The organism is Mycobacterium ostraviense (genome assembly GCF_002705925.1).
In the GTDB taxonomy this organism is placed as follows: Bacteria; Actinomycetota; Actinomycetes; order Mycobacteriales; family Mycobacteriaceae; genus Mycobacterium; species Mycobacterium ostraviense.
Map to the genome: position 1 here is coordinate 3,627,170 of NZ_NKRE01000001.1, position 19,434 is coordinate 3,646,603.

17 protein-coding genes and 1 pseudogene are annotated in these 19,434 nt (G+C 67.1%); 11 read left to right on the forward strand and 7 right to left on the reverse strand.

The features are described 5' to 3' along the window. Window positions 1-2: 2 nt before the first annotated feature. Both CDN38_RS16840 and CDN38_RS16845 read right to left on the reverse strand, forming a co-directional pair. Window positions 3-266: a hypothetical protein gene (locus CDN38_RS16840; protein ID WP_075510260.1), complete on the reverse strand. Its 264-nt coding sequence runs from the start codon at window positions 264-266 to the stop codon at window positions 3-5. 102 nt (window positions 267-368) lie between these two features. Continuing rightward, window positions 369-758: a hypothetical protein gene (locus tag CDN38_RS16845; RefSeq protein WP_075510098.1), complete on the reverse strand. Its 390-nt coding sequence runs from the start codon at window positions 756-758 to the stop codon at window positions 369-371. A 209-nt stretch (window positions 759-967) separates the two neighbouring features. Here CDN38_RS16845 and CDN38_RS16850 point away from each other — a divergent pair, with 209 nt between their 5' ends. Beyond that, window positions 968-1,384 (forward strand): hypothetical protein, encoded by a 417-nt coding sequence (locus CDN38_RS16850; RefSeq protein ID WP_233026911.1) that lies wholly within the window; start codon window positions 968-970, stop codon window positions 1,382-1,384. Between the two features lie 20 nt (window positions 1,385-1,404). Here CDN38_RS16850 and CDN38_RS16855 read toward each other — a convergent pair whose 3' ends face one another. Beyond that, window positions 1,405-3,066, reverse strand: coding sequence for a DHA2 family efflux MFS transporter permease subunit (locus tag CDN38_RS16855; protein WP_075510097.1), 1,662 nt, complete (start codon window positions 3,064-3,066; stop codon window positions 1,405-1,407). 31 nt (window positions 3,067-3,097) lie between these two features. Here CDN38_RS16855 and CDN38_RS16860 point away from each other — a divergent pair, with 31 nt between their 5' ends. The 5 genes from CDN38_RS16860 to CDN38_RS16880 all read left to right on the forward strand — a co-directional run bounded on the left by CDN38_RS16860 (window position 3,098) and on the right by CDN38_RS16880 (window position 8,853). Further along, window positions 3,098-3,520, forward strand: a complete 423-nt coding sequence (locus tag CDN38_RS16860) for a cupin domain-containing protein (RefSeq protein WP_082277062.1) — start codon at window positions 3,098-3,100, stop codon at window positions 3,518-3,520. Continuing rightward, a complete protein-coding gene (locus CDN38_RS16865; protein ID WP_082277048.1) occupies window positions 3,502-5,193 on the forward strand; it encodes a thiamine pyrophosphate-binding protein in 1,692 nt (563 codons plus the stop codon). Before CDN38_RS16860 ends, CDN38_RS16865 begins: the two co-directional genes overlap by 19 nt. Then, window positions 5,190-6,185, forward strand: a complete 996-nt coding sequence (locus tag CDN38_RS16870) for a hydroxymethylglutaryl-CoA lyase-like TIM-barrel protein (RefSeq protein WP_075510096.1) — start codon at window positions 5,190-5,192, stop codon at window positions 6,183-6,185. The genes CDN38_RS16865 and CDN38_RS16870 overlap by 4 nt, the downstream gene beginning before the upstream one ends. A 138-nt stretch (window positions 6,186-6,323) precedes the next feature. Then, the gene (locus CDN38_RS16875) at window positions 6,324-7,319 is read left to right on the forward strand and encodes an NAD-dependent epimerase/dehydratase family protein (RefSeq protein WP_180276421.1); all 996 of its coding nucleotides are present in this window, start codon (window positions 6,324-6,326) and stop codon (window positions 7,317-7,319) included. A gap of 55 nt (window positions 7,320-7,374) precedes the next feature. After that, window positions 7,375-8,853, forward strand: a complete 1,479-nt coding sequence (locus tag CDN38_RS16880) for a glutamate-cysteine ligase family protein (protein ID WP_075510095.1) — start codon at window positions 7,375-7,377, stop codon at window positions 8,851-8,853. A gap of 8 nt (window positions 8,854-8,861) precedes the next feature. Here CDN38_RS16880 and CDN38_RS16885 read toward each other — a convergent pair whose 3' ends face one another. Beyond that, window positions 8,862-10,358: an amidase gene (locus tag CDN38_RS16885; protein WP_075510094.1), complete on the reverse strand. Its 1,497-nt coding sequence runs from the start codon at window positions 10,356-10,358 to the stop codon at window positions 8,862-8,864. A 199-nt stretch (window positions 10,359-10,557) separates the two neighbouring features. Here CDN38_RS16885 and CDN38_RS16890 point away from each other — a divergent pair, with 199 nt between their 5' ends. After that, window positions 10,558-11,952, forward strand: coding sequence for a WS/DGAT/MGAT family O-acyltransferase (locus CDN38_RS16890; protein WP_075510093.1), 1,395 nt, complete (start codon window positions 10,558-10,560; stop codon window positions 11,950-11,952). A 52-nt stretch (window positions 11,953-12,004) separates the two neighbouring features. On the opposite strand, the gene CDN38_RS16895 is transcribed toward CDN38_RS16890, so the two are convergent. The 3 genes from CDN38_RS16895 to CDN38_RS16905 are packed head-to-tail and all read right to left on the reverse strand — an operon-like array spanning window position 12,005 to window position 15,472. Then, the gene (locus tag CDN38_RS16895) at window positions 12,005-13,018 is read right to left on the reverse strand and encodes a glycerate kinase (protein WP_075510092.1); all 1,014 of its coding nucleotides are present in this window, start codon (window positions 13,016-13,018) and stop codon (window positions 12,005-12,007) included. Further along, entirely contained in the window at window positions 12,996-14,345 is a 1,350-nt protein-coding gene (locus CDN38_RS16900) for a cation:dicarboxylate symporter family transporter (protein WP_082277046.1), read from the reverse strand. Before CDN38_RS16900 ends, CDN38_RS16895 begins: the two co-directional genes overlap by 23 nt. After that, window positions 14,342-15,472: a tartrate dehydrogenase gene (locus CDN38_RS16905; RefSeq protein WP_075510091.1), complete on the reverse strand. Its 1,131-nt coding sequence runs from the start codon at window positions 15,470-15,472 to the stop codon at window positions 14,342-14,344. Before CDN38_RS16905 ends, CDN38_RS16900 begins: the two co-directional genes overlap by 4 nt. Window positions 15,473-15,604: 132 nt before the next feature. Here CDN38_RS16905 and CDN38_RS16910 point away from each other — a divergent pair, with 132 nt between their 5' ends. The 4 genes and pseudogenes from CDN38_RS16910 to CDN38_RS29540 all read left to right on the forward strand — a co-directional run. Continuing rightward, window positions 15,605-16,510, forward strand: a complete 906-nt coding sequence (locus CDN38_RS16910; protein ID WP_075510256.1) for a LysR family transcriptional regulator — start codon at window positions 15,605-15,607, stop codon at window positions 16,508-16,510. Between the two features lie 215 nt (window positions 16,511-16,725). Then, entirely contained in the window at window positions 16,726-17,946 is a 1,221-nt protein-coding gene (locus CDN38_RS16915) for a PE family protein (RefSeq protein ID WP_075510090.1), read from the forward strand. Between the two features lie 162 nt (window positions 17,947-18,108). Further along, window positions 18,109-18,348, forward strand: a pseudogene (locus CDN38_RS16920) (PE family protein); the annotation flags it as partial. Window positions 18,349-18,423: 75 nt separating this feature from the next. Further along, window positions 18,424-19,434 (forward strand): transposase (locus tag CDN38_RS29540; RefSeq protein ID WP_161951609.1); only part of this gene is annotated, 1,011 nt, incomplete at its 3' end.

The following is a 19,434-nucleotide window of genomic DNA, read 5'->3' on the forward strand; positions in this document are numbered from 1 at the left end:
GGTCAGCGCTCGAGCGCCTGGATGAGGAGATTCTTGATCTCGGCCAAGGATGTTTCCAGCGAACGGATGCGTTGGTTGGAGTCGTCGGCGGTGGCTCTCATCTCACTGGCGTAACCCCGAAGCACGTCGGCGAGCGGTTGCTGCGTTTCGCCGAAGGCCTTGATGGCCTCGACCATCGAGCGGTAATCGGCCTGCGATTTCTCCACCGCCGCGACACGTGCTTTCAGATTTGCCAGCACGCCGTCGAGATCCTCTGGTGTGGCCACGTCGGCATCGTAAGGGTTGTGCGGATTGATTGTCGGAATTTTCATTCTGGCCAGGGTGGCCGGGTCACCGGTGCCGAGATCCGCGGGCGGCGGGCGCGGGCGTCAGGAGGCCATCCCGGCATCGACCAGGCTTTGCAGTCCGCCAGCGCAGCCACGCAGGAAGTCGGCGCCATTGACCCCGGCGACGGCCTGCACCGAGGCCAGTTCCCTGGTGCAGACCTTGTGCACCTGGCTCGAGATGACGATCGCGTCGTCCGGAAAGCCCATGGCGCGCATTCTGCTGACCGTGAAACGGCCATCCTGGACCGCCTTGGTGTAGCCCAGCTGGTAGGACGGTCCGGTTTCGGCGACGTCGGCGACGTCGGCAACCGCTGGCGCGGAGGCCAGCAGGGCTGCTCCGGCTATGACGACGATGGCCCAACGAGACAGCCCGGCGGTGCGGCGCCGCTGTGACGGTAAGGCGTGGTTCTTGGTCGCTGCGCTGTGTGCCATGGCGTTAACCCCGATCTGGTCCAGTGAGGATCTCGTTTCGTGTGACGGGCCTCCGTGCCGTCTCAGCACCTCACGTGAGGTACTTTACGCCATCAGTTTCAAAAATGGAATAGTCTCCCAAAAAAAGATCACCAAGTGCGTGCGGGCCGGTCAGGTTCCAATAGCGTGTCAGAGTTGACGCTTGCCGGAACCGACACTACGTTGGTGGGATGCCAAGACTTAACCGAGCAGGTAAGGACCTTGGCCGCGTGCTGGAGTGGCTACTCAACCGCGACGTTCCGGACAGCGAGATCGGTTCCGCGCTCAAATTGCCCAAAGCCACCTACTCCCGGCGCAAGGAGGCCGACGACTTCCCCGACTTTGCCGAGCTCATCGCGGTCGGCGAGTACTTCGATCTGTCGCCGCGGGTGCTGCAGATCGCATTCGGCTGGCGCGGCGAGGACGAGCTGATCCTGCTCGACGTCGACGAGATGCGCCAATATATGGAGCAGGCCGGTGTCGCGCTGTTCGGCAACGAGCGTGTTCGCCGCTATATCGAGCAACGCGAAGGCGCCGACTACCCGTTGGCCGCGGCAATCCTGAAGATGGGCGCCAAGGATGCGAGCCCGGCTACCGAAGGCAACTGACCCGACACCGCGGGCGGGTGCTACGAATCCGCCTCCATCAGCCGCACCCGGGGTGTGGCCCGTTTCGGCAGAAACGACGCCGGAATAGCGATCATCGCGGTCAAGACCATGGCGACCCCGAACACCCCGGTGTAGGAGAGCGCCAGGTCGTCGGCGAGGTGCTCGGCGAAGTCGGGGGCGCGCACCTGTGACGGCAGCCCGGACAGGTCGGCGGAAAAGCCACGCCGGGCCGCGTGTTCCCGGATCGAATCGGCTTGTCTGGCCGCGGCGATGGCGGCGCTTCCGTTGAAGCTGCTGGTGAGGATCACCGACATCAAGGCCGTGCCGACGGACGCGGCGACGTTGTGGTTGACGTTGAACAGCGTCGAGCCATGGGCTACTTCGCTGGAATTGAGCGTGTGCACGGCCGCCCAGGTCACCGGAACCATCAAACAGGCGGTGCCCAGGCCGAAAAGGCCGAGCCCCCCCAGCAGCACGGTGAGGTCGATGCCCTGGTGGCGGATGGCGTAGACAAACATGCCCATGCCCACGACGGTCACCGCTATGCCGACCAACACCACGTTGCGCGGTCCCCGGGTTTCCATCAGCCGTCCGACGATCGGCATCACCGTGGCGGCGGCCACGGTCTGCGGGATGAGCAGCAGCCCCGACTGCATCGGGGTTTTGCCGAGCACCTGCTGGAAGTACGCCGGAAACAGCAGGCAACTGCCGAAAAAGGTGATGGCGAACAGGAACCGGGTCGCGTTGGCGGCCGCGACCGACCGATTCTTGAGCAGCCGCAGATCGATCAGCGCACAGTCGGTCCGGCGCAGCGCGTGGCGGGCGAAAGCGCCGATCAGCAGCACACCGATGGTGGCCGGTGCCCAGACATACGGGTCGGCGAAGGTGCCGCGCCCGGGCAACTGCGACACCCCGTAGAGCAGCAGCACCAGCCCCGGTGACAGCAGCGCCATGCCGACGACGTCCAGCGACTCCGCGGGCAGCGAATCATCTTGGGGCAGCGTCAATCCCGCCAGAACCAGGGTCACCACTCCGATCGGGAGGTTGATCAGGAAGATCCACTGCCAGCCGAACGAGTCGATCAGCCAGCCGCCGAGAATGGGTCCGACGATGGGGGCCAGCAAGACGGTGATCATGCTGATCGTCATCACCCGGCCCAATCGTGACGGACCCGCCGCGCGCGCCAGGATGATCAGCTGCAGCGGCAACAGCATCCCGCCGCCGAAACCCTGCACCGCCCGAAAGGCCACCAGCAGTGCGATATTCGACGCCAGCGCGCACAGCAACGATCCCGCGGTGAACATCAGCACCGAGGCCATCAGGAGCCGCTTGGTGCCCAGCCGATTGGCCAACCAGCCGGTCAGCGGGATCACCGCCGCCAGCGCCAAGGTATAGCCGGTCGATGCCCAGGCCACCACGGCCTGGGTCGACGAGAACTCGTCGATGAACGTCCGCTGCGCCACATTGACGACCGTGGTGTCCAGCGTGACCATCAGCGGCAGCATCATGCACGTCACGGTGATCAGCAATAGCCGGGAATCCAGTCGGCAGTCCGCCCTGGAATCCGGCGCGGCGGGGCGGCCGGCTGTCCGGACATCATCGTCCGGACGCTGCTGGCTGCTGGCATGAGTGCTGGCTACGGTCGTCGGAGCCTGCGGTGGCCGACCCGCCTGGCGGCGCATCGTGTCACTGTATCTCCTGAGGCGGCCGCGTATGGCCATGTCTTTCCAAGGATCTGCCAAGGATTCGACCAGCGCGCGCGCCGACGCTGTGCCCATGTTCGTCAGCAACGCCAGGGATGCGCAGCCGTTTGTCGCGGCCGACCTGTCCGAGGTCCGGCCGTTGGTCGACCGGTTGAACGTGGGCATCGCTTCGGTCAGCCTGGCGCACGCGACCGTCGCAGCCGGCGCCGAAACCGTGTGGCATTGCCTGGAAAACACCGACGAGATCTATTTCGTCCTCTCCGGCAGCGGCCTGGTGTTCGTCGGATCGGAAACCCGGGCGGTGGGCAGCGGCGACACCGTCTGGATCCCGGCCGGGGTGCCGCAGAAGATCCGCAATCTCGGTCGCGACCCGCTGGTGTTCCTGTGTGCCTGCGGTCCGGCCTACGCGCCCGAATGCGACAAGCCAACGTGATCACCGTCGGAGACCACCTGGTCAACCGGATGCGCGAGGCCGGGATATCCCTGCTGTGCGGGCTTCCGACGTCCCGGCTCGACTCACTGCTGGTGCGTGTTGCTCGGGATAGCGACTTCGACATCGTGCTGACCCGGCACGAGGGTGGCGCCGGCTACCTCGCCGACGGCTATGCCCGGGCTTCCGGCCGGCCGGCTGCGGTCTTCGCGGCCGGACCCGGGGCGACCAACATCGTGACCGCCGTGGCCAACGCGTCGGTAAACCACGTACCCATGCTCGTTCTCACCGGGGAGGTGTCGGTAGCCGAATTCGGTCTGCATTCGCAGCAGGACACCAGTGAGGACGGGCTCGGCCTGGGTGCGGTCTTCCGCCGGCTGTGCCGCAGTTCGGTATCGATCGAATCGGTGGCCAATGCGCGTACCAAGATCGACCGGGCCTTTCGGGCGCTGGCGAGCGCCCCGAGCGGACCGGTGCACATCAGCCTGCCGCGCGACCTGGTGAACCAGGTGCTGCCCGTCGACCCGGTCGGGATGACCGCCACCGGCCGCGCCGCCCCGGCAATGCTCGCCCCGAGTGGTCCGGAGATCGCCGACGAGGTGAGCGGCCGGCTGCAGCGATCCGTTGCGCCAATGCTGTTGCTGGGCAACGGCTGTCGCGGGGATGGAATTGGCGCCGAGGTCGTCGGGTTCGCCGAGAAGGCCGGCCTTCCGTTTGCTACGACACCCAACGGACGCGGAGTCGTCGCGGAAACGCATGCGCTTTTCCTCGGCGTGCTCGGCTTGTTCGGCGACGGCAGGGCCGAAGACTATCTATTCGGCACCCCGTGCGATTTGCTGATCGCGGTCGGTGTCTCCTTCGACGGCTTGGTCACCCGCTCGTTTTCGCCGCGCTGGGGCGGACTGCGAGCCGACGTCATCCATGTGGACCCTGACCCGGCGGCGTTCGGCCGCTTCGTCGCCACTTCGCTCGGCGTCACTGCCACCGCCCGGGGCTTCGTGGCATCGCTGAGCGCCCGGACGGCGCGATCCTCGCGAACGGTTACGGTGCCGGCGCCGGTTGCGTTGCCGGTCCCGCAAACCCGCGGCGACTCGATCCATCCGCTGGCGGTCATGCGGGAGCTGGACTGCCTGCTGACGTCGGCACAAGATGCAGAAGATGCAGAAGAGAAAACAACGCTCTGCACGGATTCCGGGACATGTATCTACTGGGCCTTTCGCGGGATACCGGTGCGAGCGCCCGGAACGTTCTTTGCCACGGTCGATTTCGCCCCCATGGGCTGCGGTGTCGCCGGCGCCATCGGCATGGCGCTGGCCCGGCCCGGCCAACGCGTCGTCTGCATCGCCGGTGACGGCGCGTTCCTGATGCATGGCACCGAGGTCTCCACCGCGGTCGCCCAGGGCCTCCCGGTCACCTGGATTGTCTTGAACGACGGACAGTTGAGTGCCACCACCGCGGTGATCCGCGGCCGGATGGACCCCTCGCCGCTTGCCGCGACCGGCGCGAACGACTTGGCTGCAATGGCCAATGCCCTTGGTGCGCAAGGAATTCGTGTCGACAAGGCCGCCGATGTGCGTGCCGCATTGGAAGAAGCCCTGATTGCGACCGGCCCGTGCGTGGTCGACATCGTGATCGACCCGGAACTCAACAAACCCGAGATAGGAGTCGGAAAATGACACGTGAACCGGTCATCCTCGACACAACCATTCGCGACGGCAGCTACGCGGTCAACTTCGGCTACCGCAATGACGATCTGCGCACCATCATCGGCGATCTCGACGAGGCGGGCATTCCCTACATCGAAATCGGGCACGGCGTCACCATCGGCGCTCCGGCGGCGCAGGGCCGGGCGGCGCAGACCGACGAAGAATATTTCCGCACCGGCCGAGACGCGGTGCGCAAGGCGAAACTGGGCGCAGTGATCGTCCCGGCCCTGGCGCCCATCGAGACGGTGGACCTGGCCGGCGACTACCTTGACTTTCTTCGGATGTGCGTGATCGCCACCGACCTCGAGTGCTTCGCGCCGTTCATCGAGCGCGCGCAATCCAGAGGACTGCAGGTTTCGGTCCAGCTGGTCAAGTCTCATCTGTTCGAACCGCAGGTCTTGGCCGGCGCCGCGACCCGGGCGCGCGATCTGGGCGTCGGAATCGTCTACGTGGTGGACACCACGGGCACGTTCCTGCCCGAAGATGTGCGACGTTACGTCGAGGCCATCCGCGACGCGACCGATGTCACGGTCGGCTACCACGGGCACAACAACCTGGGCCTGGCCGTCGCGAACACGCTGGAGGCGTTCGAGGCGGGGGCCGATTTCCTGGACGCGACGCTGATGGGCTTCGGGCGCGGAGCGGGCAACTGCCAGACCGAGTGCCTGGTTGCCGCGCTGCAGCGCCGCGGGCACTTGTCGGGCATCGATGTGGACCGGCTTTTCGACGCCGCTCGATCGGACATGCTGGGGCGCGCGCCGCAAAGCTACGGCATCGATCCGTGGGAGGTCTGCTTCGGGTTCCACGGCCTTGACTCACTGCACCTCGAGCGGCTGCGGGCGTCGGCGCAACAGGCCGGCCTCGCGGTGTCCCGCGCAATCCGCCGGATTGCGAAAGACGCTGTCGGGACATGGCTTTCACCCGAAGATATCGATCGGGCGGTCGCCGGAATGCGCGGCTGAGGTCGGTGCTTCAAGAATCCGCCAGTACCAGGTAAGGGGACACAGATGCTCGTCACTCCAACCGGAGCTCACCCAGCCGCCACGAGAATTCACACCGCTACCCGAACCGCGCAACTGTTCTCGCACAGCGGCCGTGCGGTGCGCACGCTGGTCACGGGCAGCTCCGGGCACCTCGGTGAGGCCCTGGTGCGGACGCTGCGCACCCACGGCGCCCAGGTCATGGGCCTCGACTCCCGTCCCTCGGAGTACACGAATGTCGTTGGCTCGGTGACAGATCCGGACTTGGTGCGCGAAGTGATGGCCGGGGTGGACGTGGTGTACCACGCGGCGGCCTTGCACAAGCCGCAGCTGGCGTTCGTCGCAGGCCAGGAATTTCTGGACACCAACATCAGCGGCACGCACACCGTGCTGGAAGCTGCGGTTGCCGCGAAGGTGCGCGCCTTCGTCATGACCTCCTCGACGACGGTGTACGGGGACGCGCTGGTCCCGCCGGAGGACCAGCCCGCCGCGTGGATCGACGAGTCGGTGCTGCCGGTGCCCAAGAACATCTACGGCGTATCGAAGGTCGGGGCCGAAGACCTCTGCCAGTTAGCGCGTCGCAACCACGGCCTGCCCTGCGTCGTGCTGCGCGCTTCCCGCTTCTTCGCCGACGGCGACGACATGCCCGAGCATTACGACGGCCGCAGCGACGACAACATCAAGGCCAACGAATATGCGTTTCGCCGAGTCGCGCTCGAAGACGTCGTCGACGCGCACCTGCGAGCCGCCGCGAGTGCCCCGCACCTCGGGTTCGGCAGGTATGTCGTCTCGGCGACCACGCCGTTCACGCGCGAGGACCTCGCGCTGTTGCGCACCGACGCGGCAACGGTTTTCGCCCGGCGGGCGCCGCTGGCCGCGAGGGTGTGGCAGCGGCGCGGGTGGCGCTTCCCGGACCGCCTGGACCGCGTGTACGTCAACGCTCGGGCCCGGCACCACCTGGGCTGGCGCCCCCGGTTCGACCTCGACTCCATTGCCGCCCGAGTGGCGACCGGCGAGCCGGTCCAGACGCCGCTGTCGCTGCAGGTGGGCGCCAAGGAGTACGCCGGCAGCTCCTACCACCTCGGCGTGTTCCGGCCGGTGGCTGTGCCGATCTAGGAAGGGGCATGCTGTAGTTGCGGTGGCATCCGGCCGTGCCGCAAGGAGGTGTGCCGTGGGTGACCGCGTCGATGCTTCCGGCCTGGTCGTCGGCCACGAGCGCGAGGTGCGGCACCGGCTGGGACGATGCGTTGCCGCGTTGCGCCGCATGGTCGACGACGGCTGGTTCACCGGCCACCAGGATTCCATCGGTATGGAGGTGGAACTGGACCTGGTGGACCCGTTGGGCCGGCCGCGGCTGGTCAACGACGCGGTCCTGGCCCGCCTCGGCCGCGCGGACATGCAGCATGAGCTCGGCCAGTTCAACGTCGAGCTGAACCTGGCGCCCCGCCGGCTACACGGCAGCGTGCTGCGTGACAGCGAACGCGACCTCGCCGAGGTCCTCGACGGGTGCCGGGCCCGCATCGAGCGGCTGGGCACCCGGCTGCTCGCGGTGGGCATGTTGCCGACGCTGAGCGCCGAGCAGCTCACCGTCGAGCGCATCTCCCGCAACCCGCGTTACGAGCTGCTGTCCAGCCGGATGTCCGCCGCCCGCCACCGGCCGTTTTTGGTGCGCATTGTCGATGGCTGCGAGCCGGTGGAGTTCACCACCGATTCGGTGGCACCCGATGCGGCCACCACCAGCCTGCAACTGCATCTGCGGGTAGCGCCGGACCGCTTCGCCGCCTATTACAACGCCGCCCAGGCCATCGCGGGGGCGCAGGTGGCGGTGGCGGCCAACTCGCCGTACCTGCTCGGCCGCCAGGCATGGCAGGAAACCCGCATCACGCTGCTCGAACAGCTGCTCGACAGCCGTCGCCGCGAAGAGGTACGCGCCGGCGCACCGGCGCGCGTGCGGCTCGGCGACCGCTGGATCGAGGACCCCGTCGAACTGTTCGACGACCTCGTCCGGTTGTTTCCGCCGCTGTTTCCGATGCTGGAGGCCCAGGACCCCGATGCCGCCCTGCAGGCCGGTTACGCGCCCACTCTGCGGGAGCTTCGGCTGCACAACGGCACGGTGTGGCGCTGGAACCGTCCGGTCTACGACGTCCAGGCCGGGCAACCGCAACTGCGCATCGAAAACCGGGTATTGCCAAGCGGTCCGACCGCAGTCGACATGATCGCCAACGCCGCCTTCTACTACGGGCTGGTCCGCGCGATCGCCGACAGCACCGACAGCGACGCCGCGCCGTGGCGGCAGCTGGCGTTCGCGGCGGCCGAGCAGAACCTGCATCGCGGGGCCCGCGACGGGCTGGCGGCGCGGCTGCATTGGCAGGGAGGCGAGCAGCCGGTCGAGCGGCTCGTCGGGGAGTGTTTGCTACCGGCCGCCGCTGCCGGGCTGGATGCCTGGGGTGTCGATGCGACTGACCGCGACCGCTACCTGGGCGTCATCGAAGCGCGGGTGCGGACCGGGCAGACCGGCGCGGCCTGGCAGACCGGGGTGGTGCGCCGCCTCGAGGACGGCGGGATGCAGCGCATCACGGCGCTGCACGAGATGACCCGGCGCTATGCCGAGAACGCCCACGCCGGCGCTCCGGTGCACGAATGGGTCTGAGCGAGAGCCTAAGTCGCAGTCACCGCGGGCGCCGGATGCCGGTGTGCCCAGGGGCGCGCTTCTTCGAGTTGCGCGGCCAGCTGCAACAGGTCACCGTCGGCGCCCAGCCGTCCGACGAACTGCACCCCCAAAGGCAAACCGTCGTCGGTCCAATGCAACGGCACACTGATGGCGGGTCGCCCGGTCAGATTGGCCAGTTGCGTGTACGGCACCCAGCCCAGGCTCTCCTGAATCAGCTGATCCAAAATTCCGCTGAGCGCCAACAGTTTTCCCGCATGCAGCTTGCTCAGCAGCCGGGACGCCGTCTGCAGGCGGGGTGACGTCGCGGTGGCGCCGACCGCAAGGGGAGGCGTGGCCAGGGTGGGGGTCAGGAAGTAGTCGTAGCTCTCGTGGAATGTCGTCAGGGAGTGGATGTAGTTGTTGATGTTCTCCAGCGCCTGCATCGGCGCCAGGACGCCCGCGGATCGGGCGAGCTCACACATGCCCAGGGTGTCGGCCTCGAAGTCGCTGTCGCGGGCGCCGACTCGCGCTTTGATGTCGGCGACGTGGCGGTAGAGCTGAGCGAACCAGATCGTCAGAAAATCACGCGCCAGGGCGGCGTCGTCGTAGGGCGGCTTGACTTCCTCGACCCGGTGACCGAGGTCCTGCAGCAGCTTCGCCGCATCGTCGACCGCGGCGACGGCCTCCCGGTGGGGGCGGGGGTTGATCGCCGACGACGTCGAGTAGCCGACCCTGAGGGTGCCCGGCCGCCGCCGGATGTGTTCGGTGAACGGGGCGTCGGGGAGCCGAACCTGGTAGCCGGCACGGGGATTGGGTCCGACGATCGCGTCGTAGAGCCCGGCGCTGTCGCGCACGGTGCGCGACACGACGCCCTGGACCGCCATGCCGAACATCGGCTCGCCGGTCTGCGGACCGTAGGGCGCCAGCCCCCGGCTGGGTTTGAGGCCGACGAGCCCGTTGCAGGCGGCGGGGATGCGGATCGACCCGCCGCCGTCGTTGGCCCCGGCTGCCGGCACGATGCCGGCGGCAACCGCAGCTCCCGATCCGCCCGACGAGCCGCCGGGCGTGCGCCGCAGATTCCACGGATTGCGGGCCGGACCCCAGTATTCGGGCTCGGTCACGCCCTTGGCCCCGAACTCCGGGGTGTTGGTCTTGCCGAAGATCACCAGGCCGGCGTCCAGGAACTGCTGGGTGATCAGGGCGTGCCGGTCGGCCACGTCGTTGGCCAGCGACCGGGACCCGGACGAGGTGGGGAAGCCCTGATATTCCTGGTCGAGGTCTTTGATCAGGAATGGCACACCGGCGAATGCGCCGTGCAACTGGGGGTCGGCGGCTTGCCGGTCGGCGACCTCGTCGAGGCGGCGAACGATCGCGTTCAACCGCGGATTGACCGCATCGGCACGTTGGCGCGCCAGGGCGAGAAGTTCGGCCGGGGTGACCTGTTTGCGTTCGACGAGCTCGGCCAGAGCCGTCGCATCCAGTGACAGGTACTCGTCGAGCTGCATTGCCCGATCCTACGAGCCGGGCCGCTGCCGCGTCGTCCGGCTCGAAGCCATGCGTGCGCACCGGTGTTTCGCCGCGGCAGGTTTACCCGCCGTCAGAAGGGGTATTCCCGGCTGGTCCAGTATGCCCGGAATCGGTAGCCGACAGCGGCGGCGCGGTCGGTAGATAGCTGATACCCGCAGCGAGTCAAGGGAGACCATTGTGGAACGACTGAGCGGGCTGGACGCCAGTTTTCTGTACCTGGAAACCTTCACACAGCCGTTGCATGTGTGTTCGCTGCTGGAACTGGACACTTCGACAATGCCGGGCGGTTACACGTTTGACCGGCTGCGCGACGCGTTAGGAATGCGGATCAAAGCGATGCCGCAATTCCGCGAGAAGCTGGCCGACAGCCGGCTGAATCTGGATCACCCGGTATGGGTGGAGGACAGCGCGTTCGATCTCGACCACCATCTGCAGTGCATCGGCGTGCCGGCCCCGGGCGGACGGGCGGAAGTCGCCGAGATCTGCGCACAAATCGCCGCGGTGCCGCTCGACCGCGACCACCCGCTATGGGAGATGTGGGTCATTGAGGGCCTCGCCGGCACGCCCGCATCCGGCGGTGGCCGAGTGGCGGTGCTGACCAAGGTGCATCACGCCGCGGTGGACGGTGTCATGGGCGCCGACCTGCTTGCAAAGCTGTGCAGCACCGAACCGGACGCACCACCGCCAGATGCGGTGGCCGGCCCCGGTGGTGCCAATTGGCTGCAGATTGCCTCGAGCGGGCTGGTGGGCTTTGCCGCCCGATCGTGGCAGCTTGTCAACGTGTTGTCGCTGACGGGTACCTCGCTGGTCGAGACGACCCGCCGAGCACGTAGCGGCCGAAGCATGGCACGTCCGTTCGCCGCGCCGCCGACGGCGTTCAATGCCGCGGTCACCGCCCAGCGCAACATCGCGTTTACGCAGCTCGAGCTCTCCGACATCAAGAAGGTGAAGAATCGGTTCGGCGTCAAGGTCAACGACGTGGTCATGGCGCTGTGCGCGGGAGCGTTGCGGCGCTGGCTGTTCGAGCGCGGTGAACTGCCCAGCAAGCCGCTGGTGGCGATGGTGCCGGTGTCGGTGCGGCAGACCTCTTCGCGGCCCGGTCATAACCAGGTCTCGGGCATGTTCTCCCGGTTGGAGACCCACATCGCCGACCCGGGCCGGCGGTTGCAGGCCATCGCGCAAGCGAACTCGCGCGCCAAGGACCACAGTTCGGCGCTCGGCGCCACGCTGCTGCAGGATTGGGCGCAGTTCGCCGACCGGGCAGTGTTCGGTACCGCGATGCGGCTTTACGCCAAGATCCCGCTGACCCATTCGCCGGTGCATAACCTGATCGTCTCCAATGTGCCCGGTCCGCAGGGCACGCTGTATTTCCTTGGCGCAAGGCTTACTGCGATCTATCCGCTTGGGCCGATCTTTCACGGCTGCGGGCTCAACATCACCGTCATGTCGCTCAACGACAAACTCGATCTCGGCATCATTTCCTGCCCCAAGCTGTTGCCCGATCTGGCAGACCTCGCCGACGACTTCACCGCCGCGCTGCAGGAATTGCTCGCCGCTTCACCGCCCGGTTGACGCCACGTCGACGACTAGGGAAGCGGCGAATAGGGCTGCGGCACAGACGATCTCACGACCTTGCCGGCTGCCGGCTGCCGGCCGACAGCTGGATGCGACGTCCGATGTGTGTGCCGATGCGGTAGAGCACTTCGGCGCTGAGTCGAGGGTCGCGGCTGGTGTCGCAGGCGGTGTGGTCAGCGAGAGTGAAGATTTCCATGAATAGTGTTGAGCTGGAATCTATGTCGGTTCTGCCGGCCACGGCCAAACCCAGCAGGTCGAGAAAGTAGTCGGCACCGGAAACGATTCGGGCACCGAGGCACAGCGCCGCAAAACCGCATCCACCGGCCGCACCGGCGCCGGGTGTTCGAGCCAACGCCGTGGCGTCCCGGCGGGCCGATCGTTGCAGCGCGGAAACGAGGCGCGTCAGGCCTGTCTCCAGGCGATCGACGTCGCTGACGGTCGCCCCCTTCTGCGGAGCGAAAAGCGCGGCGGCCCCGTCGGGCCCGGTTAGCGGGCTGGTGACATCACTGGCCACGACCAGCTCGACCCCGCTCAGGTCGACGGCGCGCGAGGCGTCCACTCGGCGAATTCGGTTGAGGGCGTGGGCCTCCGGTGTGATGGCCTGGCCACTGCTGTCGTGGAAGGTATAGCCCAGCGCGGCAAGTAGGCCGGTACCTCCGTCGGTGCTGGCGCTGCCACCGAGCGCGAGGACAATGCGCCGCACTCCCAGGACCACGGCGTGGCGGATCGCTTCGCCAAACCCGTAGCTCGATGCGGTCATCGGCGCCAGCGCATCGCGCGGCAGCATCGACAATCCGCAGGTGTTGGCCACTTCCACGACGGCTGTTCCGGCGTCGACGGCGATGGCGGCGATGTGTGGGCGACCGAGCGCGTCGGCGACGACGCACGCATGCAGCCGCATCCCGGCGGCCACAGCGGCGGCGACGCTGCCGTCGCCGCCATCTGCCAACGGCATGGTCAGGGTGTACACGCCGGTTGCGGCCAGGCCGTCGGCGATGGCGTCGGCAATATCGGTGGCCGGCAGGCTGCCCTTGAACTTGTCAGGTGCGACGAGTGCCCGCATGGTGCATTCCGCTTGCGACGAGTATTGGTGTGACGGGATCAGTGTCTAGGCCGAGCGGACGAATACGGCTGCCGGTGAGCACCTTTCGAGCCTGTTCAACGTCGAGCTCGCGGTTCCACCTGGCCACGAACAGGGTGGCCACCGCGTTACCGATGAAGTTGACCAGGGCTCGGCACTCGGCCATGAACTTGTCGATCCCGAAGATCAGCATGATCCCGGAGGCCGGAATGTGACCGACGGTGCTCAGTGTCGCGGTCAGCGCGATGAACCCGCCCCCGGCCGTGCCGGCCGCACCCTTGGACGTCAGCAACATGACTGCGAGCAAACCGATTTGCGCACCGATGCTCAGCCGGGTGTTGGTCGCCTGGGCGATGTAGACCGCGGCCAGGGAGAGATAGATCGCCGCGCCGTCGAGGTTGAACGCGTAACCGGTCGGCACGATCAGCCGCACGGTGGCCGCACTGACCCCGGCGTGTTCGAGCTTGCGCATCAATCCGGGCAGTGCGGGCTCGGGGCTGGAGGTGCCCATGACCAGCAACAACTCCGCACGCAGGTAGCCCAGCAGGTGAAAGATGTTGAGCCGCAAATACGCCATCACCGAGCCGAGCACCACCACCACGAACAGCGCCGATGTGACGTAGAACAGCAGGATCAGGCCGGCCAGGCTGGTCAGCATGTGGACGCCGTATCCGCCGGTCGCAACGGCCATTGCCCCGAATGCCCCGAGCGGCGCCAGCTTCATGAGGTAGGACAACACCTTGAAGACGACCGCGGTCAGTCGGTTGACCGCGTCGAGCACCGGGCCGCCGATCTGGCCGACCGCGTTGAGCGCCACCCCGAAAAGCACGGCGAGAAAGATGATTTGCAGGACGTCGCCGTCGACGAACGGGCCCACCACGCTGCTGGGAACGAGGTGGGTCAGCAGCTCCCACCCGTGCTTGCCTGCGGCGGTCGGTTTCGGCCCCGGGTAGACGGCGGGAATCTTGCCTGGGTCGGCGTTGACGCCGTCGCCGAGCCGGAACACGTTGATCGCCACCAGCCCGGTGACCATCGCGACGATCGTCCCGGCCTGGAAGTAGGCCAGCGCTTTCACACCGGTCAGGCCGACCTTGCGAAGGTCCGCGACGCTGGCGATGCCTCCGACGATGGTGAGGAACACGATGGGCCCGATCAGCATTTTCATCGCGGCGACGAATGTGGCGCCGACCGGTTCCATCGCCACACCGGCGGCCGGCGCCAGCCAGCCCAGCACGATGCCCGCACCGATGGCGACCAGCACCCAGAAATACAGCTGCCGGTACCACGGCGTCTTCCCGTATGCCGTCATGACAGTGGTCGGGCCGTGCTGAGAACCGGCGCCAGCGCGGCGATCACCGCGTCGGCCATCTCGTCGGTGCTGGCCGTGCCGCCGATGTCGCGGGTCAATACGCCACGGCCAGTGGCCATTTCGATCGCTGATTCGACGCGGCGAGCCTCGTGGTGCAGGCCGAAGTGGTCGAGCATCATTGCGGCACTGGCGATCGCGCCGATGGGATTACTGATCCCGCGCCCGGCGATGTCGGGTGCCGAACCGTGCACGGGTTCGAACATGCTGGGGAAGCGCCGTTCCGGGTTGAGGTTGGCGCTGGCGGCCACGCCCAGGCTGCCGGCCAGCGCCGAGCCCAGATCCGACAGGATGTCGGCGTTGAGGTTGGACGCCACGACCACCGACAGGTCTTCGGGGTGCAGCACGAACTTGGCGCTCATCGCGTCCACCAGCACGCTCTCGTGTGCCACGTCGGGATAGTCCTGGGCGACCCGCGCAAAGACCTCGTCCCACAACACCATTCCGTATTGCTGGGCGTTGGACTTGGTGACGCTGGAGACCTTCTTCACTGCCCGGGTGCGGGCCAGATCGAACGCGAACCGGATGATGCGTTCGCAGCCCTTGTCGGTGAACAAGGCGGTTTGCAGGGCCACCTCGTTGCCGGGGCCGCGACCGCTGAGGTTGCGCCCGCCCAGTCCCGCGTACTCGCCTTCGCTGTTTTCCCGCACGACTACCCAGTCCAGGTCGTGGTCGTCGGCGTTGCGCAGTGGCGAAACCACGCCGGGCAGGAACTTGACCGGGCGGACGTTGGCCCACTGGTCGAAATTCTGGGTGATGTTCAGCCGCAGTCCCCACAGGCTGATGTGGTCGGCCACGTCGGGCCAGCCCACCGCGCCGAAATAGATGGCGTCGAACGCCCGCAGGGTTTCCAGCCCGTCGGCGGCCATCATCCGCCCGGTCCACTCGTAATGCTCACAGCCCCAGGAGAACTCGGTCCACTCGAAGGTAAACCGGCCTGACTGGGCCGCCAGGGTGTCCAGGACCCGTCGGCCCGCGGCGACGACTTCCTTGCCGACGCCGTCACCGGGAATCGCGGCGATCTTGAAAACCTGCCCTGTCTGCCCTGTCTGCCCTGTCTGCCCTGTCATGGGAAGCCTCCGTTACTGACTCTGTGGTTTGCTACACGGTCCATTAGCGGGGCGCCCGCCGGTGCGCGTCCAAGACCAAGTTGCGATCGTTGATATAGGCTTCGCCTATCGACGCTGATCAGAGGAATGGCCATGGATATCAGGCAGCTCAAGTTCTTCCTGGCGGTCGTCGACTACGGCGGCTTTGGCAGGGCGGCCGAACAGCTGATGATCGCCCAGCCGTCGCTGTCGCAGGCGATCGCCGGCTTCGAACGTGAGCTGGGCGTGCCGCTGTTTCACCGGGTCGGGCGCGGGGTGGTGCTCTCCGACGCCGGTAAGGCGTTGGTGGGTCCGGCCCGGGTGGTACTCCGCGATATCGACGAGGCATCAGCCGTCATTCGGGAGCTGAAGGGCCTGCGTGGTGGTCGGGTCGATCTGATCACCATGCCGTCGCCGGGAATGGAACCGCTGACAACGATTTTGGCTGCTTTTGCCGGTGACCATCCGGACGTCGCCGTCAACGTCGAGGCCGGCTTCACTCCGCAAGAGATTCTGGACAGCGTGCGCAGCGGCGCAACCGAGATCGGGGTGCTGGGTTCGGCCGAACCCACGCGCGCTTCCGATCTCGACGTCGTCGCTCTGGAACGTCAAGCGCTGGTATTGATTTCGCGTCTCGATGATGATGGGCCGGGTGGCCCGACGGTGCGGCGCGAAGACTTGGCCGGGTGCCGGCTGATCGTGTCCCAGCGTGGCTCGTTGATGCGTGCGCTCGTCGATGATGTCCTGGCCGAAGGCATCCCGGCCACCATCGTCGCCGAGGTTGCGCACCGCACCTCTATGCTGCCGATGGTGCTCAACGGGATAGGCCGGGCGGTCATGCCGTCGTCGTGGACCCGGGTGGCGCAGCGCGCCGGCGCGCGAGTGCAGCGCATCGTTCCGGAGGCCTACCTTTACGTGGCAGCCGTCAGCCGTCGCAGCCACCTGACCGCCGGCGCCACCGCGCTGATGGATACGGCGCGCCGCTACCGCGAGCTGACGCCGGAGCCGGCGAAGTTCTAGCGGGGTGAAGCTCGATGCTGCGCGGGCTGGTCCGCCCTGAGCTTTCCGGGACAACCGTCGGCTTGATCGCACCGCGGCAACCGCTGAAGCTCGACGATCCGTCGGCGCGTTCGGGGCACTAGGGCTTATTCAACAAAGGTACAAATCCCCTATCAGGATGGGTATTGCGCCGACGAAACTGTACGTCGCTGGCCGCACGCGAGTGGAGGTATCAGATGTCGTTTGTGATCACGGCCCCGGAGACAATGACGGTGACAGCAACCGATCTCGCGAATATCGGCTCGGCGATCGGTTCGGCCAACGCGGTGGCGGCGGCGCCCACGACGGGGGTGATGGCTGCGGGCGCCGACGAGGTGTCGGCGGCGATCTCCGGATTGTTCAACGCGTACGCCCGGGAATTTCAAGCCCTGAGCGCCCGGGCCGCGACATTCCATGAGCAGCTGGTGAGCTTGTTGAATGGCGGCGCCGCAGCATATCTCGGCACCGAGATCGCCAACGCCGAGCAGGCGTTGATCGGCGCGGTGAATGCGCCCGTGCAGTCCTTGCTGGGGCACCCGTTGATCCCCGCCGGCGGCCCCTCGGCGGTCGGACAGGGCGTCGGCGCCGTGGCTGCGCTCCAGTCCGGCGTCGCCACGTCGGCCGGTCAAGCCGTGGCTGCGGCCGCGCTGCTTCCTGGACGCGTCGCGGCCGGCATGCAATCGGTTTCTGCGTCGCTGCTCGGCACGCCCACCGCGCTGGCGGCGGCGACTCCGGGTATTGCCGGCCCGTATCAAGACCTCATTGCGACTACATCCGCCAACCTGCAAAGCCTCGGCAGCACCTGGGCTACCAACCCGGCGCCGTTCTTGCGTCAGGTCATTGCCAACCAGATGGCATACGGTCAGACGATCGCCACCTCGCTGCAGAACGCGGCCCAACACCTCGGTACCGCGCTGTCCGACCCGTCGGCACTGAATCATGTTGCGGCAGACCTATTCCCGATCGCTGCCATTCCCGCGCAGATCCAGCAGAACCTCGTCAATGTCGGGACCACACTCACGAAGGTGGCACCGGCGGTGACCCTCGCGGCATTGGGCCCCCCGCTCAGCACCCTGGGGGGATTCGGGACCGCCGTGGCGGCCTTCACCGGCGCGGTGCAGACCGGGGACGTCGCGGGAGCATTAGGAGCGCTGATCGATGCTCCCGCGTTCGTCGCCAACGGCTTCCTCAACGGCGAAGTGACACTACCCTTGCTGCTGCCGCTTGGCCTGGGACTTTTGGTGCTTGACATCCCCTTTGACGGGATTCTTGCTCCGCCACACGCCATGACGGGAACTCTGGTGTGGTTCTTGCCGCCATTTGTGGACGACATTACCGGTCCGCCCGTCAGCGGCATTCTTCCCACCCTGATGAACGTCGTGCCGCAACAACTCGCGCTGGCGATCACCCCGGCGTAGCCGTCCTGAGTATCCGCCATCAGCCCGTGAGGTGATGCTCGGGTTTGCGCGGCGGCGGTCTGTCTACGAGCACACGGCCCGTTCCATTTTTTTTCGATACCCGCGTGTTTTCCGGTGTCGGGCTCCATGATGACTAGTACGCGATAGCACGAGGGGTAGGCGATGTCATTCGTGCTGGTAGGGCCGGACATGGTGGCGACGGCCGCAGCGGATGTGGCGCGGATCGGTTCGGCGGTGAGTGCGGGCAATTTGGCGGCAGTCATTCCGACGACCGAAGTCGCGGCAGCGGCCGCCGACGAGGTGTCGGCGGCCATTGCGGCGCTGTTCGGTGCCCACGCCCAGGAGTATCAGGCGGCGGCGGCGCAGGCGGCGACGTTTCACGAGCAGTTCGTGGCGACCTTGGAGCGCACTGAATAACCCGTCCAGCGATCGTCGTGTCTGACGGCTATGGGCGGTGTGGCGTGTGATGATGTTGTGGTGCAAGGGATTACGCGATCGGATCGGGAGTTGCTGGACGCGCAGGCGCTGGTCGGGGAGTTGGTGCCGGCGGGCAGTGTGTTCGCCTTCCTGGCCGAGCACCGCCACGAGCTGTTCCCGGATTCGTTCATCGCCGATTTGTTCTCCTCCTCGACTGGGCGGCCGTCGCTGCCGGCGGATCTGGTCGGGTCGGTGCTGGTGCTCAAGGAACTGTTCGACCTGTCCGACCCGCAGACCGCGGACGCGGTGCGCTACGACATCCGGTGGAAGGTGGCGTGCGGGCGGTCGCTGACGCAGGCGGCGTTCGACCCCTCCACGCTGGTGTATTGGCGGAAACGGATCGCTGCCTCCGATCGTCCGGACCGGGTGTTCGACGCGGTCGCGCGGGTGATCGCCGACACCGGGATCCTGCGTGGCCGTCGGAAGCGGTGCGTGGACTCGACGGTGTTCGACGACGCGGTCGCCACCCAGGACACGGTAACCCAGTTGGTGGCGGCGATGCGGAAGGCGGCGCGGCTGGTGCCCGGCGCGGAATCGGTGATCGAGCGCGTGGCCCGGTTGGATTATTCGAAGCCCGGAAAGCCGGACATCGACTGGGACGATCCCGACGCGAAGGCGAATCTGGTGTCGGATCTGGTCAACGACGCGTTGGCGGTGCTGGCCGAGCTCACCGGAGAGGACGCGCCCGAGCGTGACGAGCCCGCCGCGGACGCGTTGGGGCTGCTGGCGTTGGTGGCCGGCCAGGACGTGGAGCTCGCCGACGGCTCCGACGGCACCGACGGTCGGTGGCGCATCGCGCGGCGGGTGGCGCCGGACCGGGTGATCTCCACCGTCGATCCCGAGGCCCGGCACACCCGCAAGTCGAAGTCCAACCGTAAAGACGGGTTCCGCGGCCATGTCAGCGCCGAGCCGGAAACCGGGCTGATCACCGACACCGAGCTGACCAGCGCGGCCGGCGAGGGCGGCAGCGACCCGGTGGTCGGGCGGCAGATGATCTCGCGTGACCGTTTC

Bases quoted from the DNA above. Each gene is read 5' to 3' on its own strand.
- CDN38_RS16845 (WP_075510098.1), bottom strand. From the start codon at position 758: ATGGCACACAGCGCAGCGACCAAGAACCACGCCTTACCGTCACAGCGG.
- CDN38_RS16895 (WP_075510092.1), bottom strand. From the start codon at position 13,018: ATGCGGGCACTCGTCGCACCTGACAAGTTCAAGGGCAGCCTGCCGGCC.
- CDN38_RS16885 (WP_075510094.1), bottom strand. From the start codon at position 10,358: ATGCAGCTCGACGAGTACCTGTCACTGGATGCGACGGCTCTGGCCGAG.
- CDN38_RS16865 (WP_082277048.1), top strand. From the start codon at position 3,502: ATGCGACAAGCCAACGTGATCACCGTCGGAGACCACCTGGTCAACCGG.
- CDN38_RS16860 (WP_082277062.1), top strand. From the start codon at position 3,098: ATGGCCATGTCTTTCCAAGGATCTGCCAAGGATTCGACCAGCGCGCGC.
- CDN38_RS16905 (WP_075510091.1), bottom strand. From the start codon at position 15,472: ATGACAGGGCAGACAGGGCAGACAGGGCAGACAGGGCAGGTTTTCAAG.
- CDN38_RS16910 (WP_075510256.1), top strand. From the start codon at position 15,605: ATGGATATCAGGCAGCTCAAGTTCTTCCTGGCGGTCGTCGACTACGGC.
- CDN38_RS16855 (WP_075510097.1), bottom strand. From the start codon at position 3,066: ATGCGCCGCCAGGCGGGTCGGCCACCGCAGGCTCCGACGACCGTAGCC.
- CDN38_RS16900 (WP_082277046.1), bottom strand. From the start codon at position 14,345: ATGACGGCATACGGGAAGACGCCGTGGTACCGGCAGCTGTATTTCTGG.
- CDN38_RS16850 (WP_233026911.1), top strand. From the start codon at position 968: ATGCCAAGACTTAACCGAGCAGGTAAGGACCTTGGCCGCGTGCTGGAG.
- CDN38_RS16915 (WP_075510090.1), top strand. From the start codon at position 16,726: ATGTCGTTTGTGATCACGGCCCCGGAGACAATGACGGTGACAGCAACC.
- CDN38_RS16870 (WP_075510096.1), top strand. From the start codon at position 5,190: ATGACACGTGAACCGGTCATCCTCGACACAACCATTCGCGACGGCAGC.